Below are 15,403 nucleotides of genomic sequence, written 5' to 3'. Positions count from 1 at the left end.
AAAGTGCTTCCATTGCAAGCATCCGGATTTTGAAATTAATATCTCTTAATCTTGACCTTCTTAGAAAGTCCTTTCGCACGAAGCAGCTTCTTATATGCCTTGTACTCACTCTTTGGCACTTGCACGACAACCTTTTTGCCAACACTGCGAAATGCTCCTTTGGCGACTGACTTCTTCGTCAGTTTCTTTGTATTGATTACGATTTTCTTTAACTTCTTACATCCGGCAAATGCATCTTTGCCAATCTTTATCACATTCTTTCCTATGATAACGCTTACAAGCTTAGTACACTTTGCAAAGGCATTTTTGCCGATGGAAACGATGTTATTTCCAATCACGACTTTTGTAATCTTTTTATTATTCTTAAAGGCATTGTCGGCGATGGATGTTACTCTATAAGATACTCCATCAATCTTAGCCTTTGCCGGAATGGTAACCGTTCCTTTTGCAGTACTCTTTGGAGCAGTGTACTGTACTGTCGGTGTTTTGCCCTTGCCACTCGTAACTATGTAAGTCGAACCATCGTTGCCCTTTATCTTCGTACCTTTTTTTGGTACAGACGGCTTATCGGTTGTTCCCGATAATGTACCGCCACCAGATGTACCATCACTTGATGAGCCTCCACTTGAGGCACCGCCACTGGATGAAGAACCACCTCCTGACGATGAAGCACCTCCTGTAGCTGGAATGATAATGCTTGACTTATCGGTAATCTCCGTCTTCGCCGCATTATCCGCAAAGTACTTGCCGCAGCCTGCATTCTCACATACATAGTATGCTATATTGCCTGCCACAGTCGCTGTCGCATCCTTTGCTGCTACTTCTCTTAACAGATGACCCGGATGCGTGATCACAGATCCTTTGGTCACTAATACGGTACAGTCCTTACAATAGACATCACCACTGTATCCATCCTCGGTACAGGTAACTTCTTTCTTATCTCTCACTTCCGTATTCTTATGGTCACAGGAACTGCGAGTAATGGTGATTGTCACGCTCACATTCTCATAATTGCCCTTGTCTGCTCCTGTATAAACTGCTGTTGCTGTCACAGCCACACCATCTGTAAGTTCTTTATCCTTGTCGGTGTCTGACCAGTTCCAGCCATCCGGAAGCGTGATATCACCAACCTTCTTTGCACTGTGCGCCGGTGCCATCGCAGCTTCCGGCATGTTTGGAGCTTTCGCTGCCTTGTTGACCGTAAGACTGATTTTCATATCAACAGCATTATAATTATCTGTATCTGATGGTGTAAATGTCACATCATACTCTGTCTTTCCGCTGTCGGCTACTGTAGGCTTAATATTACTATTCTTCCATGCAAATGTTCCTGCTACCTCTGTTCCATCGACTGTTTTGTATGTTGCCTTGCCTCCTGTCAGGGTACTGTCAGAAAGCTTTTGTCCGTAAGTAAGTGCGGTTGCTGTCGACTTCTCCGCAATTACAGGTGTTGCCTTGGCTACTGTGATGGCTGCTTTTCCGGTAAGTTCTGCGTAATGCGTACCGTCTGCTGGCTTGAATACCCAGCCCGCCTGTGTGGTTCCGGCTGCCGGTATCTCGTCCGGATTACTCCATGAAAGGATACCTTCTATCACATCATCTGTACCGGCTTCCACAAAAACGGTATTTCCGAGTGTCAGCTTTGAAATCTTTTCACCATAGATCAGCACATTGCTTCCATCTACGGATACGCTGTTTCCACTCTTAATCTCTACCGCCTTCTTATCAATACTACTAATCGTCAGCGTGTATCCAGCATTCTCATAGTTCTCCATTGAAGCTGTTACCGCGATAATTGCTGTCTTTCCAACCTTGGTCGAGTCTACCTGATTTACTTTATAGGTCAGATTTCCGGCTGTATCGACAGTTACCTCACTTAAAAGCTGCTCTGTATCTGTCTTTGCAACCGCATATGTTGTAATGCCCCTATCCGTTGGGAACTTTCCTGCAATATCCACACCGATTGTCTTGCCGGCTGAACCGGCTGAATATGCATAACTCTTTTCCTCACCAGCTATAGTCGGTGAAGCTGCTTTTTCAATCGTAAAATTTATCTCAATAGAAACTATGTTATCTCCTGTGCCTAATGTAAGCTTTGCTTTGTATGTACCAGCATTTTTCGGTGCTGTTGTACTATAAGTAGATGGTGTGCCATTTGTTACCGTTGCATAGGTAATGGCATTTTCAGGAATTGTCTCTATACCCGTGTTGCCAGAGTCTATTGCTGTTCCGGCTTTCTTTTCTGTTCCATCATAGACAATTTTTTCATCTGATGTTGCTGCCGGCCGTGTAAGTTTTACGGTGTAGGTTGCACCACACTCGCTACAAGCTGCCTTAATAGCATTACCATTTTCTACAGGCTCATAAGCAAAAGAATGTTCTCCATATATTGACGTACTCTGATTGGAATATACCTTTGTTGAACTGCCCGGTTTTCCTTCACAGCCGTCATATTTATCTACCTGATAAACTTTTTTTGTAATATCAAGAACAGGATATGTATCACCATTTTCGCCAAGTGCCTGTCCCCAGATGGAGCCACTGTAAGTTACGGCATCTTCACCTTCACCTACTGTACAACCTTGTGAGAGAAGATACGCAATTTCACCGCTTGCAAATTGTTCGGTGGTTTTGCCGCCATTTTCATCTTCTGTGTCTGCGAGGTAATAGCAATTTTTGATTGGACCAAAATAGTATCCACATATACCGCTTATATCAGTACTTGAGCTAGTAGCAGTAACAGTTCCTATGTTATAACAGTTTGAAATTGGTGCAATACTACAACCACACACACCACCTACAGAAGCTACTTGGCCGGTAGCGGTAACAGTTCCTGTGTTATAACAGTTTGTGACTGTGCCACTATTGTATCCACATATACCGCCTATAGTAGCAGATGACTCAATAACGGTAAGATTCCCTGCATTATAACAGTTTGTGATTGTGCCGTCATTGCGTCCACACACACCGCCCACAAAATCATTCCCCTTGAAATAGGAATCAACAACTCCAACATTTTTTATGTTGCCATCAGCTTCTGAACTTCCGAATAATCCAATACGTGTTGAATTATCATTAAAGTATAAACCACTTACAGTTTTATTATTTCCGTCAAACGTTCCTGAATACTGTGTTATATGATCTCCCATACAATCTGCAATCGGAGTCCAGCTTATAAAATCACTTCCGTTAGAAACATTGCCCTCTGTATCGTATTGTAAAGAATCAAGAAGATTTTTATTTACTGTGATGTTGGCTGTCAGAATTGCATTGGCTAATTTGTTTTGTTTAACTCCATCAAGAGTGCCGTTTACAAGTCCTGCAAACCAGTACAGCTGACCTGCATTGCTGATTTCGTAAACGATGTCTTTCGTGCTGTCATCGTCAATGTCATATTTGTCAGTTGTTTCAACAGCAGACTGATATACTGTTGCATTGCATTTCGGGCAGTTTCCGAAACCGTTGCTGTTGAAAGTTATTTCAATACCCTCGTGCTTACACTCTTCCTCTTCCGTGGATTGCTGTTCAGTCTTTCCAGCACTATCATTTGCCTGCACTGCAATTTCTGAATCATTTTCCTCTGCCCCTGCCTGAATCGGTGCCACACCGAATACCATGCAGACAGATAGCATTACCGCCAGACCTCTTTTTATCCGGCATATCTTTTTTCTCATAGACTGCCTCCTCTCTTATATCTGTGGATTAAACTGCTTTTGGCTCGCAGCCGTATGGCAGTTCGTGTATCCTATCATCTGCGTCTATCTTATATGTCATTGATAGAAAATTCTCTATCTCAGAAAGTATTCTCCGACCTGTGCCTCCATTGCCTCTAAAGTGCTTCTGGTCTTATATACGCTTCCGCTTGTCACATGAATGTAACAGTCATTCACCGATGCCTTGATATATAGTATATCTGCGACATTGATTATCATATGCTTATGATTTACCTTAATTTCTAATGTTCTCTTAAACTGCATGATAACTATTACTCCTTGTGTCTGTTGAATTTGCTATTATTGTACTGTATTTATGGTGCTATGGCAAGGGGAAGTTTCGTCAACTCCTAAAACAATTCTTCTGTGTAGCCTTGTCTTAATCCTCCAATCATATCTTATGTACTATTTATATTCTAGTGTACTGGCATGTTGCTATTTAGTTAAATGACACAGAATGAATTTTTCATTCTGCAAGGCGGAAGAATGAGCCGTAGCTGGCTACGGCAATTGATGACAACGCAGCAGATGAAAATTCAGGCAAGTTATTTAGCTAAATATGAATAGGTCAGCACACTAGCACCAACAAAAAAAGAATTACGAGATGCAGTGTGGTTTTCAGATATAACATATATTTGGACTTTAGAAGGTTTCGTATATTTAACAAGCATAATGGATTTATATTCAAGAAACATAGAAATAAATTAGAATATTAAGTAAAAAGGAATTATGCAGATGTGAGTGGATGCTGAAGACTTCTTGAAAATTTGATAATCTAACATCAAAAATGAGTTGTACAAAGAGAGAAACTATGTCTCTCTCCATGCACGGCACACTAAAAATTCATACAATATCCATTCTTATTTCATCAATAATACTTTTATCTCTTAACTTGTGAATTTCAGTTCGTGTGATAAAAAACACAATCCCATCTTCTACACAGATAAGATTCACACCATAATCCTGCATAAGCTGTAAAGAGCTGATCACATCCGCCGCATTTCTGCCAAATCGGGATAATTTAAATACAAGGACGAAATCAACTCCGTCCTTGCTCTCTTCAATGTCATCCATCATTCGCATAAACTCATGACGCCCTTTTATATTCTTGCCAGAATTACCTTCATCCGAATATTCTCCTACAATCTCCATATCCTGAAATTCTGCATATTTTCTAAGCTTGTCCTTCTGTGCATCAAGACTATAGCCGTCAACCTGAATAGCCGTAGACACACGAGTATATATGTAACATCTTGTTTTCTTCTTCAATAATCTCACACTCCTGTATTATTCATTTGTCAACTTTCCAGATTGCTCTGCAAGCTTTTTCTCTTCTCTCTTCACTCTACGTTCCAGTTTCTTAATGTCTTCCGATGCTGGTAAATCTTCCGGTTTAATTCCTCTTTGTCCAAGCATGTCTCTAACAGAAGTATTATTTTCCACATGTTCAACAGTGATTGCAGATTCTCCTTGCAAGTCCTTTTCTTCAACATTATAATTCGTCATTTCAGTTGCAAGATTTTTTGCGGCAATGGTAAGTGTTGGTAGGAAATCCGCAAGTGGTCTTTTATCCTGTACGCACAAACGTTCTTTCATCTGTTTCGTGGTAAATCCACCAAATAAAGCCTGATCTCCTTTAGACCGAATACGACCAAATCCTGCATCATCTACTCCACGTTCATATATATTTTGAGACAATCTTTTTTCCGATTCCCTTAATTTTCCTCTTGCCTCTGTCCTTTCGATATAAGAAATCCTTTCTTCAATCAATTCCTGTTTTCTAGTCTGAACCGCAAAATAGCATTGTGCAAAAGCAATCTGCTCCTTTCGTGGATCTCCATTTTCAGCAATAAGATAACAGGCATAACGAGTAAGCATATAATCTTCAACTTCACGAAGTGCACCGTTTCCAACTTCAATTGTATTGTTAAATCTTGAAAAATGATCTTCTGCTACGTTTCCATTATTCTCACATGAAATCATTGCTTTATTTATTGCATTATCAAAATTTCTCCATTGAACATAATCCAATAATTTCATTAGTTCTCTTGCATACCAATACTCAATGCCATCCGCTTCATGTCGGATATCATCAAATTTTCTTCTGTACAATTCTATTATTCTCTTTTCCATTCAAATTTTCTCCTCTTATGAACATATTGCTGACACCAGCAATATGTTTTTTACTATTAATTTCTTCAATTACTCTAACACATTCTCCTTTGTGTTCCTCATCTTGTCATAATACGCTTTATACCTGTAAATTGTTCTCTCACTGACATTATTACGCTTTGCAATCTCTATCATAGTCATTCCACTTTCATAACCTGCAACAAAATCATTATATATTGCCATCCACTTGGCATTATGTTTCTGTCGTCCGCTCATCTTTCTGTTTTTATAATATTCCAGTTCTTCACGAAGTTTCTCGTTTTCACTTTCCAATTCTGCTATTCTCTTAAGTGCAGCTTCCAGTGTTTCAATCTTTTCCATTTTCATTTCCTCCGTTTATGTCATTATCATTTTGACTTTATTATAAATTGGATTCATGTGTAAGTCAATCTGATATTGTCATGCAGCACTTTTTTCCAGACCAAACTTCCACTTCTTCATATTTTCTACATATCTTCCATATCGCTTTACAGCAAGTTCTTTCCAAAAGCATCCCACATGAATATTTCTTAACCATTCTTCTACAGCCCACTTTCTTTTTAACAGTGGACCATATTTTATAATCATGTTAGTGATAACATCGGTACATCGTTCAAATGCTGCATTTTCTTTTGCGTCTTCATAATACATTTTTCTCATTTATTATTTCTCCATTTCTTTAACTGATTAGATAAGATAGATATCATTCATATCAGTCTTAATACTTTAGTATCATTACCTTGTCCCTTGAACACTTCCATTTCTGCAAAAAAGACATCCCCTGACCTGTAAAATCTACAGTTCTGGAATGTCCTTTTTCCCATATTTCACTATATTTTCAACACACGATGCTGCTTCTCCACAAACTATATGATTCCAAAATGTCTAAACGCCTGTATAATCGCATCTTCCTTCTCCGGTGTACATTGTGGCTGTCTCGCATTCTCTGATTTTTGCAAATTAAAGTTTTCTCCCACATCCAGTCCGCATTTCTTCTTAATCTGTGCAATATACAGCGAAGAAACCTTAAGTCCAGTCTGCTCCACCACATATGCCTTTATCTGCTCATAAGTTGCTTTTCCTTTGAATTCAGATAAATCCATATCCTCCAGAGAGAAGTCCACCTTCTCTTTCCTGCTGTCGACCTTTCTCCGTTCCACTTCGGTCCGCGCTGAGCAAAGGTCCACCGGACCTTTAGAGCCCTTCTGCTGTAATATTGTAGGCTTGAATTCCTGCTTTGATAACTCATACCCTAACTCAATGCTTTCAGGATACTTCTCCCTCACATACTCATCATATGACGGAATCATTCTCTCAAAGTATTCCAGCGGTTTTTGTTCCTGCTTTATCTTCATCTGTTCACTCATCCAGGTAAGATACTCACCTGCATATTCTTTCGATGATGGCAGTACTACAGCTTCATAGAACTTATCATTTGCATCCAGATGCCACCTGCTGTATGCAAGCAGCTTCCTTGCTTTCTTTTCTTTTTCCTGCTCTATGTGTCTTTTTTCTGCCTCAAGCCTACGTTTTCGCTCCTGTTCTGCTTCCAGCTCTTTCCGTTCTTTTTCCCTGCAAGCTTCCTCATCGGCATGGAGCTTAGCAAGTAATTCATCTATCCTTTTCTTGTATTCTGCATCCTTCCGCTCCTTCTCCCATGGAGATTCCGGTATAGCAGGGTGTAACGGATCTGTCTCCCTATCCTTATTAGTTTCTGGTTCAAATTCCAATCGAAGATAGGACTGATACATGTATTCTGTTATAATGCTGTCCTCAAGCTTTAACTCATGGTTAAGCCTTTTCTTCCTGTTCTTTAATACCTCAAGCCTTTCTGTATTTTCATGTCGGATTATCTCTGCTCCGTCCTCTGTAAGTTTTCCCAGCTTTCTATTTTCGGCATAAATCATTTTCTGCTCAGCACTGATATCTGCTATTTTTTCTTCTATTTGCTCATGTCGTTCAAGCACTTCATCCGCTGATTCGATTTTGTGATTTACCAGATAAAGATACTGCTCCTACAGTTCATTCATTCGTTTCAGGTCATGATAGCGGCGGGCTGCCTTTGACTTGAAACGGTACACTTCCATCTGACGCAAGTGCACTATTTTTACATAGAAGCTGCGCTGGTATTCGCTTGTCCAATGCTTAAATGACTTATAATCATCATTTGTTATCAGTTTTACTGTAGTATCAATTCGTATTTGCCATTCGTGCTATCTGGTTGATGTTGTTGCCTATTGCAGATAATTCATGCATCAGCTTCTGTCTGTTCTCGTGAATGGTTATGTCCACATTTTCTCCTTCCAATGCCATTGTACGAATATATGCCGATGCAGCCATTCCTGTAACCGCTGCTTTCTCCTCTATCTGCTTCCGCTCTCGCTCTGATACCCGGATACTCAGTGTCGTTCTTGGTGCCTGTCTGCTCTTTGGTCTGCCCATACACATTCCTCCTCTCGTGTAATTCTTCTTATTTGTTTTGCTGTAATAGCTACTTTTTCTGTCCTTTGTAAATCTATTTTCACTGCTTTGGAAATTTCTGTAACATAGTAGGTGAAATACGGTTTTCGTGTTACGAAAACCCATCTCGTTAGTGGCGGCTGCCCCTAATACCCTGCCGGTACACACCTGCGGTGTGGGATATATAACTGTATGAAACAAGCTTCTCTGATACTTGTTGTTATCTTTAGGGCATGAAAAAGGCAGACACATGAAATATTTCCACATATCTGCTTCTTTCATTGCGTGTATTCAGTTTTATATATTTGCAACTATATACTTTTATAGTAATCCTTATGGATTAAGCCACTACTCCATATCCATATTACTTAGCTGCCTGATCTGGTCTCTCCTGCTATAAATAACTGCTGTTACCTGAACTCTGTTATTTTCATCATCAACCCAATAGTAAATCAGGAAATTTTTAACAACAATCTTGCGTACTCCCTCAGTCCTCCATGGCTCTTCATCAATCAAGGCATGTTTTTTCGGAAAACTCGACAACTTAGTAATCTCTTCTTTCATCTTGTCAAGCAGATTATCTGCTGCATCCGGTGCCATTAGATCATTTGAAATATAATGCACTATCTCTTTCATCTGCTCTAATGCTAGCCTTGTTACCCTTACCTCATATTCATTCATGCACTATATCTCCGACTTTAATTGATTAAAAGCCTCATCAACAGATACAGAATCGTTCTTTTTTGCCTGTGCAAGCCCGGTCTGCATCATCGTATCAAATTCAGCTTGTGTTATAGAATCTCTTGTAACAAGTTTATCCGGAATATCAAGTGAAAATGGTACTCCATCACGCATAATAACCTGTCTGTAAGTCATATCTATGAATACAGATACAGGAATTCCAAGTCTGTCAAGAATTGCCTCTGCCTGCTCTTTTATATTCGGTTGAATTCGTGCTGTTACATTTGCAGTTTTTGTTGCCATAGTATGTACCTCCTTTTTCTTATAGTGTACCACCATGTATTGCTTTTTACAACACAAATATTTTTAACTGCTGCCGTCACTTTTTAATGGCAATTATGATTGCTGACATCACTTTATTGCGCCATTTTATGGTGTTACCGTCGCTTTTTGGCGGCATAGCTGCCAACCATGCTCATAACCTCTTTGTTTGCTTCCTGCCTTGCTTCTTCTCTTGCCTCCTGTCTGATCCACTCCTCTATGACTGCCATTTCCTCAGTTGATATAAATTGAGGTTCTTTCTTTTCCTTCAATTCTGTCAGTGCTTCCCGACCAAAATGTTCTATATAATAAATTGCCGCATCTATAAAAAACTGATTCTTTGACTTGAATATATCCATATCCAGTTCACTTAGAATCTTATTAATATTAACATGCGCAGGATTAAGCATATTTAATCTTAAAGTAAACTTAACTGTTCTATCTTTCGACATACTCATTCTTCCCTATCTTCACTGTGATTATTCTTTACAACATATAATCCAAGCATTGCCGGAAGATTAGAAAGAACTTTTCTTTCAACCTTTTCGACTATCCTGTCAGCAAATGCATCCTCTTTTTCTCTTGTTTCAAGATAAGGATCATTCTTCTTGCATCTTTGCCTGTTCCCTTCTTTCATCGTAACCTGCTTTTTGTGCCATTCTTTCACAAACTTTTCTATAAGCTCCACCTTCTGCTTTGGTGTAAAACCATCCGTAAAATAATCATCCAGCGTATCTGCCCGAATCTTTATCTGCTCCCTCTGATTTGGCTTTTCCTCCTCAAGCACCGAATATATATCGTCCATATCAAGTTCACCGCTTTGGCTCATCCATTTCATCCGGTTTGCCTGTGATAAAGAAGATGTGCACTGTTCCAAATCCATCACCGCATGAAGCTCATACTGTTCTTCTTCTGACAGATAGGATAATTGCGTAAATTCAAAGATTTCTACATACTTTTGCGTTGTAGTCCAACCACCGTCTCCACATGAAAACTCCCCCCAAACATATCGCAGGCCCTTACTCTCTTAACTTCATATCCCCTCTCAACAAGCACTTTCACATCTCTTGCCAGCGTTCCCGGGTCACAGCTTACATATACAATCCTTGATGGTGCCATCTTTAAAACTGTTTCAAGCAGTTTCTCATCACATCCCTTTCTCGGTGGGTCAATTGTCACTACATCTGCCCTTAATTTTCCACCGCTTTTTTCGTACTGCGTTGGTACTACATCTTCTGCCGCCCCGACAAAAAATTCCGTATTTGTCATATGGTTGAGTTCTGCGTTTTGTTTTGCATCTTCGATTGCCTGCGGTACTATCTCAACACCACACACTTTCGCCGCTGTCTGTGCCATGAAAAGAGATATTGTTCCGATACCGCAATACAAATCCCATACAACTTCACTTTCTTTTATGTCAGCAAATTCAAGTGCCGTCTGGTAAAGTTTCTTCGTCTGCTCAGGATTTACCTGATAAAATGAGAGCGGTGATATGCGGTATTTTATGTCCCCGATATAATCTTCTATATATGAGTGTCCATAGAGTGTTTCTATCTTTTCTCCAAGTATTACATTTGTCTTTTCACGATTTATATTAACAGTGATACTTTTTATCTCAAGGTTAATTCCACAATTTCTTATCATTTCCACAAATTCTTCCGGATAAGGAAGTTTTTTTGCATTTATGATAAGGCATACCATGACTTCACCAGTTGTTTTTCCCACTCTTGTAAGTATATGCCGCACTATTCCTTTGTTCTTTTTTTCATCATATGCCGTTACTTTATACTTTTTCATAAATTCAAGAACAGTCTCAACTATCTGTTTGTTACATTCATGCTGTATAAGACAGTCCGTCTGTGGTATAATACTGTGTGTTCTTCCTGCATAAAATCCTGCAACAAGATTTCCGTCTTTGTCATATCCGACCGGAAACTGTGCTTTATTTCTATAATGAACAGGTCTATCCATCCTTAATATTGGTTCCATTATTATCGGTGTGCCATTTAAGGTATTTTCAACCGATTTACTGCCATCCGATTTCCCGGCTACAATTTTTTTATATTCCTCCTCAGTATAAACAGGCACTCCGCCTATCCTCCTGAGACAATTAGCCACTTTCTCCTCTTTCCACGAAAGCTGCTTTTCATATGAACAATGCTGAAGCTGGCAGCCTCCACACTGTCTTGCAACAGGACATTCAGGCTCTACCCTGAACTCAGACGGCTTTATTATCTCCAGCAGTCTTGCATAACCATAATTTTTCTTTGTCTTTATTACCTTAACTCTTACCTTATCCCCGATAAGTGCATCTTTGACAAATAATGTGTACCCATCAATCTTGCCTATTCCCTCGCCAGTACTGCCAAGGTCCGTTATATCAAGTTCAAGTTCTTCGTTCTTTTCACACACGAATTTTTTTTCCTTACTCATAATGCTATTTCCTTTATTATATTCAACTGTTTTTATATTTAATGATGTTTTCCCACTTAAACAGATGCAACCCACCACTTATTGCTCTACGCAATAGAAACCGTTGACTTCCTTGATAGTGTTAAATTACTATCCCCTGGTGAAAAAAGCCGACAAACCAACTATCCATATTTCTATTGAGATAATCAGCTCCCCGGCTTTTTATTTCTATATCGTTACTATCTCCTCTTTGCCGCACTTCCTGAACTCTGTCTGATATTTGAATCGACAAATCTGTTAAATCCGAGCCATTCAGTTGTTGGATTTGCCTTGTCATATATCTCAGTCATAGTCTCAAGCTTAGCATCCGTATTGTCTGCAAAGTTAAGTGCCATCGCTTCTGCTATAGCAGGCTTTTTCGGCGAACCATACTCAAGTTCTCCGTGATGAGCAAGTATGCAATGGCGAAGCTCCGTTGCAAGTACCGGTGGAAATCCGCTTATCTGACGCACTTTATTTCCTATAAGTTCCGCACCGATAAATATATGTCCCAAAAGCTGACCGTCATCCGTGTAATCATTTGCCGGAAAATCTGATAATTCAGATACTTTTCCTATATCATGGAAGATTGCGGCAGTAACAAGCAAATCTCTGTCAAGTATAGGATAATTGTCTGCAAGAAATACACACATCTTTGTAACTGCAAGCGTATGCTGCAAAAGTCCTCCGATAAATCCGTGATGTACTGATTTGGCTGCCGAATGAATCTTAAATTCTTTTACAAACTCTTTATCATTTATAAAACATTCTTCCGTAAGCTGTTTAAGATGTGGTTCTTTTATCGTTGCTATGATACCTTTCAGCTCTGCATACATTTCCTCTATATCATACTTTGATGCCGGAATGTATTCTTTAGGGTCATACTCACCCTCTCCGGCTTTTCTTATGCGATTTATATTTACCTGACGGGCTCCCTGAAATGATGTTACAGTGCCATCTGTCATAATAAAATCCATACTGTCAAATTCTGCTATCCCGGCATTCAACTCCCAGACTTTTCCGTCTATAACTCCTGTTTTATCCTGAAGTATCAGAGAATAATATGTCTTTCCTGCCTTTGTCTTTAATATCTGTTTAGACTTACAAAGATAAATCCCGGAAAATTTATTTCCCTCTTTATATTCTTCTAAATATGTCATTTTAATCCTCATTTCTGCACATATTTTTTGTGCATAGAAAGTTTTTTACTTTCCATACTATTCCTTATCTAATTTTAATACTGCCTTTACCGATTTTATAACTTTTTCTGCCTCATAAGGCTTTATAATAAAATCTTTTGCTCCCGCTGTAATTGCATCAACAACTTTCTCCTGATATCCCATTGATGAACACATTATTATCCTTGCATTGTCATCAATCTCTTTTATCCTGCCTACTGCCGCAATCCCATCCATCTTAGGCATCGTAATATCCATAATGACAAGATCCGGTGAATATAATTTATATTTTTCTATAGCCTCTTCCCCATCACCGGCTTCAACATATTCAAATCCAAATGCTGCATCATCAAGGATCTTTTTTAACGACATACGCACAAATGCCGCATCATCTACTAAAAGTACTTTCATTGATATCCTCCTACAATCTGTACTATAAATCACCGAAAATTTATACTAAGCCTGTAATATCAAACTACAGGTTTAGATCAATCGTACAAAATCTCCCATTCTTATCCTATATATTAACACAACCGCCATCTATAAACAATCATTTTCATAACTTTTTCTCAGCTTAAGCAATGCTGATTTTTCTATTCTCGATATATAAGACCTTGATATTCCATACTCGGCTGCAATTTCACGCTGCGTTTTTATCTTAAAACCACCTATACCGTATCTCTTCCTTATAATATCCTGCTCCCTCCCACTTAAAACTTCTTTTATTTTATCATCAAGTCTCTTTATTCTCTCATCCTGCGTAATCTTTTCTACAATATCCTCATCTTCATACTCGATAACATCTATAAGATTTATTTCATTCCCCTCTTTGTCCGAACCTATCGAATCGTACAGATAAACATTTCTTGATGTCTTTTTTTCCGTTCTTATATTCATCAATATTTCATTTTCAATACATCTTGCACAATAAGTTGCAAGTCTTATATTTTTTGAACCGTCAAAAGAATCCACACCTTTTATAAGACCTATTGTCCCTATCGAGATAAGATCTTCAAGCTCCCTGTCAGATGTATTATATTTTTTAACTATATATGCGACTAACCGCAGGTTTTTTTCAATAAGAAGTTCTCTCGCACTCCTGTCTCCCACTTGGTATCTTTTGATGCATTCTTCCTCTTCTTTTGCACTCATTGGTTTTGGAAAGGATTGCACCTCAAGCACCTCTAAACATTATCATTTATATATTATGCCCGTTGACAACATTTTGTGCATGACCACCCGGTAAAATGATACAGCAGCTATCCTGCATATAATTGTATCCGAAAATCTGTTGCAGCCACACAATTTTTAATACAAAATAATACATAAACATCTGTATAAATCAAAAAAGACATGACCTGTCTTCTTATTTATGCCATGTCTTTTTTATTTATGATGTTTTGTCAAAAAGTATTTTATAACAGCTTGTGCAATATAATCCTGCAAATATACCCTGTCATTTTATAACAGACTAATGATTATATAACCTATCATCGCAGCGACTATCTGCATTATTATAAATCTGAACACAACCTGTGTATCCGACCACCCTTTATTTTTTCGTGCATGGTCATGAAGCGGTGTTCTTGTATTTACAAGGATTGAAATCTTCAAAAATCTCTTCAAAAAAATCTTTACAAGTCCAAGACCTCCGTCAATTATAAGCACAATAGCAAGTAATATGTAGCTTATCGGATGTCCCGTTTTCATTGCAATAATGGCAATGTAAAATCCGAGTGCCCTTGAACCTGCATCTCCCATAAGCATACTGCTCGGATTTGAATTGAAATAAAGATAAGCAAGAAGCGTTGCCACAAATATAAAATCAGCTATCACATAATATCCGAGTTCATTTGCAAAAATCACCGTAAACGCTGATATTACAACACAGCAAAGGCTTCCTGAAAGCCCGTCCACACCGTCTGTGCAGTTTGTTACATTTATTGAAACCCAGATAAGAATTATACCGAGCACAAAATAAACCGGCATCGGAAGTGTGATAACATTTTTTCCAATGTGTATAACAGACTCATTAAAGTTTAAGAATGTCCACATTGTAACAATAGATAAAATAAGGTCTATCGCACCTTTTTTGTAATCCTGCCATGGTGTCTCTGCCGCATCATCAAGATAACCGCTTAACATTATTGCAAATAAAAGTATGCAATATATGATAAACTCTCTTGTTATCGGCATAAAGAGCAGCGAACAGATAATAAATACTATTACAAATGTAAGTCCGACACCTCTTGTCTTTCCCTTTGATAATGCACCGTTTACCGCAAACTCCCTGCCCTGATCCACCGGCAGAAACGGAAATGGAAATTTAAGACATATAAATGTCAGCAGGAATGCTGCGAGAATACCTATCATTGTTATCTGATTTGGATTTAAGCAACCGCTTAGTATATTATACATATTTTCTTCCTCCATATGATATTTCACATT

The 15,403-nt window shown here is 38.7% G+C and carries 17 protein-coding genes; all 17 read right to left on the bottom strand.

Going from position 1 to position 15,403, the window contains the following annotated elements; translation table 11 throughout:
* Window positions 1–35 precede the first annotated feature (35 nt).
* A complete protein-coding gene (locus tag DWZ63_RS08960; RefSeq protein ID WP_118499549.1) occupies window positions 36–3,674 on the bottom strand; it encodes a leucine-rich repeat domain-containing protein in 3,639 nt (1,212 codons plus the stop codon).
* 114 nt (window positions 3,675–3,788) lie between these two features.
* Entirely contained in the window at window positions 3,789–3,977 is a 189-nt protein-coding gene (locus DWZ63_RS08955; RefSeq protein WP_118499547.1) for a LytTR family transcriptional regulator DNA-binding domain-containing protein, read from the bottom strand.
* Window positions 3,978–4,556: 579 nt separating this feature from the next.
* Window positions 4,557–4,982 carry a recombinase family protein gene (locus DWZ63_RS08945; protein ID WP_055944562.1) on the bottom strand — a complete coding sequence of 142 codons (426 nt, stop codon included), beginning with the start codon at window positions 4,980–4,982 and terminating at the stop codon, window positions 4,557–4,559.
* 18 nt (window positions 4,983–5,000) lie between these two features.
* Entirely contained in the window at window positions 5,001–5,846 is an 846-nt protein-coding gene (dinD, locus tag DWZ63_RS08940; protein WP_118499545.1) for a DNA damage-inducible protein D, read from the bottom strand.
* 69 nt (window positions 5,847–5,915) lie between these two features.
* Window positions 5,916–6,206, bottom strand: coding sequence for a helix-turn-helix domain-containing protein (locus tag DWZ63_RS08935; protein ID WP_055944566.1), 291 nt, complete (start codon window positions 6,204–6,206; stop codon window positions 5,916–5,918).
* Window positions 6,207–6,284: 78 nt separating this feature from the next.
* Complete coding sequence (locus DWZ63_RS08930; protein ID WP_055944569.1) at window positions 6,285–6,524, bottom strand: hypothetical protein; 240 nt, start codon at window positions 6,522–6,524, stop codon at window positions 6,285–6,287.
* Window positions 6,525–6,730: 206 nt separating this feature from the next.
* A complete protein-coding gene (locus DWZ63_RS15970; protein WP_243020553.1) occupies window positions 6,731–7,771 on the bottom strand; it encodes a hypothetical protein in 1,041 nt (346 codons plus the stop codon).
* Between the two features lie 283 nt (window positions 7,772–8,054).
* Window positions 8,055–8,306: a plasmid mobilization relaxosome protein MobC gene (gene mobC / locus DWZ63_RS15700; RefSeq protein ID WP_182431475.1), complete on the bottom strand. Its 252-nt coding sequence runs from the start codon at window positions 8,304–8,306 to the stop codon at window positions 8,055–8,057.
* 366 nt (window positions 8,307–8,672) lie between these two features.
* A complete protein-coding gene (locus DWZ63_RS08915; protein ID WP_082440747.1) occupies window positions 8,673–9,005 on the bottom strand; it encodes a type II toxin-antitoxin system RelE/ParE family toxin in 333 nt (110 codons plus the stop codon).
* A 3-nt stretch (window positions 9,006–9,008) separates the two neighbouring features.
* Window positions 9,009–9,308 (bottom strand): type II toxin-antitoxin system RelB/DinJ family antitoxin, encoded by a 300-nt coding sequence (locus DWZ63_RS08910; RefSeq protein ID WP_055068119.1) that lies wholly within the window; start codon window positions 9,306–9,308, stop codon window positions 9,009–9,011.
* Window positions 9,309–9,442: 134 nt separating this feature from the next.
* The gene (locus DWZ63_RS08905; protein ID WP_243020551.1) at window positions 9,443–9,778 is read right to left on the bottom strand and encodes a hypothetical protein; all 336 of its coding nucleotides are present in this window, start codon (window positions 9,776–9,778) and stop codon (window positions 9,443–9,445) included.
* A 2-nt stretch (window positions 9,779–9,780) separates the two neighbouring features.
* On the bottom strand, window positions 9,781–10,212 hold the full coding sequence (locus DWZ63_RS15965) for a hypothetical protein (RefSeq protein WP_347474840.1): 432 nt from the start codon (window positions 10,210–10,212) through the stop codon (window positions 9,781–9,783).
* Window positions 10,213–10,274: 62 nt separating this feature from the next.
* Entirely contained in the window at window positions 10,275–11,759 is a 1,485-nt protein-coding gene (gene rlmD / locus DWZ63_RS08895) for a 23S rRNA (uracil(1939)-C(5))-methyltransferase RlmD (RefSeq protein ID WP_118499541.1), read from the bottom strand.
* A 218-nt stretch (window positions 11,760–11,977) separates the two neighbouring features.
* On the bottom strand, window positions 11,978–12,937 hold the full coding sequence (locus DWZ63_RS08890; RefSeq protein ID WP_055944576.1) for an HD domain-containing protein: 960 nt from the start codon (window positions 12,935–12,937) through the stop codon (window positions 11,978–11,980).
* A gap of 57 nt (window positions 12,938–12,994) precedes the next feature.
* Window positions 12,995–13,366, bottom strand: coding sequence for a response regulator (locus DWZ63_RS08885; RefSeq protein ID WP_270467206.1), 372 nt, complete (start codon window positions 13,364–13,366; stop codon window positions 12,995–12,997).
* A 129-nt stretch (window positions 13,367–13,495) separates the two neighbouring features.
* A complete protein-coding gene (gene sigK / locus DWZ63_RS08880; RefSeq protein ID WP_022014339.1) occupies window positions 13,496–14,128 on the bottom strand; it encodes an RNA polymerase sporulation sigma factor SigK in 633 nt (210 codons plus the stop codon).
* 288 nt (window positions 14,129–14,416) lie between these two features.
* Complete coding sequence (locus DWZ63_RS08875; RefSeq protein ID WP_022014340.1) at window positions 14,417–15,373, bottom strand: hypothetical protein; 957 nt, start codon at window positions 15,371–15,373, stop codon at window positions 14,417–14,419.
* Window positions 15,374–15,403: the final 30 nt, after the last annotated feature.

Source organism: Clostridium sp. AF34-13 (assembly GCF_003477845.1).
GTDB lineage: Bacteria > Bacillota > Clostridia > Lachnospirales > Lachnospiraceae > Butyribacter > Butyribacter intestini.
Note: the sequence above shows the minus strand (reverse complement) of the source record. Positions and strands in the feature narration are given on the sequence as shown.

Excerpts from the sequence above, each read along its gene's own strand:
- DWZ63_RS08960 (WP_118499549.1), bottom strand. The coding sequence starts at position 3,674 with ATGAGAAAAAAGATATGCCGGATAAAAAGAGGTCTGGCGGTAATGCTA.
- DWZ63_RS08955 (WP_118499547.1), bottom strand. The coding sequence starts at position 3,977 with ATGCAGTTTAAGAGAACATTAGAAATTAAGGTAAATCATAAGCATATG.
- dinD (WP_118499545.1), bottom strand. The coding sequence starts at position 5,846 with ATGGAAAAGAGAATAATAGAATTGTACAGAAGAAAATTTGATGATATC.
- DWZ63_RS08935 (WP_055944566.1), bottom strand. The coding sequence starts at position 6,206 with ATGGAAAAGATTGAAACACTGGAAGCTGCACTTAAGAGAATAGCAGAA.
- DWZ63_RS08930 (WP_055944569.1), bottom strand. The coding sequence starts at position 6,524 with ATGAGAAAAATGTATTATGAAGACGCAAAAGAAAATGCAGCATTTGAA.
- DWZ63_RS15970 (WP_243020553.1), bottom strand. The coding sequence starts at position 7,771 with ATGATTTATGCCGAAAATAGAAAGCTGGGAAAACTTACAGAGGACGGA.
- mobC (WP_182431475.1), bottom strand. The coding sequence starts at position 8,306 with ATGGGCAGACCAAAGAGCAGACAGGCACCAAGAACGACACTGAGTATC.
- DWZ63_RS08915 (WP_082440747.1), bottom strand. The coding sequence starts at position 9,005 with ATGAATGAATATGAGGTAAGGGTAACAAGGCTAGCATTAGAGCAGATG.
- DWZ63_RS08910 (WP_055068119.1), bottom strand. The coding sequence starts at position 9,308 with ATGGCAACAAAAACTGCAAATGTAACAGCACGAATTCAACCGAATATA.
- DWZ63_RS08905 (WP_243020551.1), bottom strand. The coding sequence starts at position 9,778 with ATGTCGAAAGATAGAACAGTTAAGTTTACTTTAAGATTAAATATGCTT.
- rlmD (WP_118499541.1), bottom strand. The coding sequence starts at position 11,759 with ATGAGTAAGGAAAAAAAATTCGTGTGTGAAAAGAACGAAGAACTTGAA.
- DWZ63_RS08890 (WP_055944576.1), bottom strand. The coding sequence starts at position 12,937 with ATGACATATTTAGAAGAATATAAAGAGGGAAATAAATTTTCCGGGATT.
- DWZ63_RS08885 (WP_270467206.1), bottom strand. The coding sequence starts at position 13,366 with ATGAAAGTACTTTTAGTAGATGATGCGGCATTTGTGCGTATGTCGTTA.
- DWZ63_RS08875 (WP_022014340.1), bottom strand. The coding sequence starts at position 15,373 with ATGTATAATATACTAAGCGGTTGCTTAAATCCAAATCAGATAACAATG.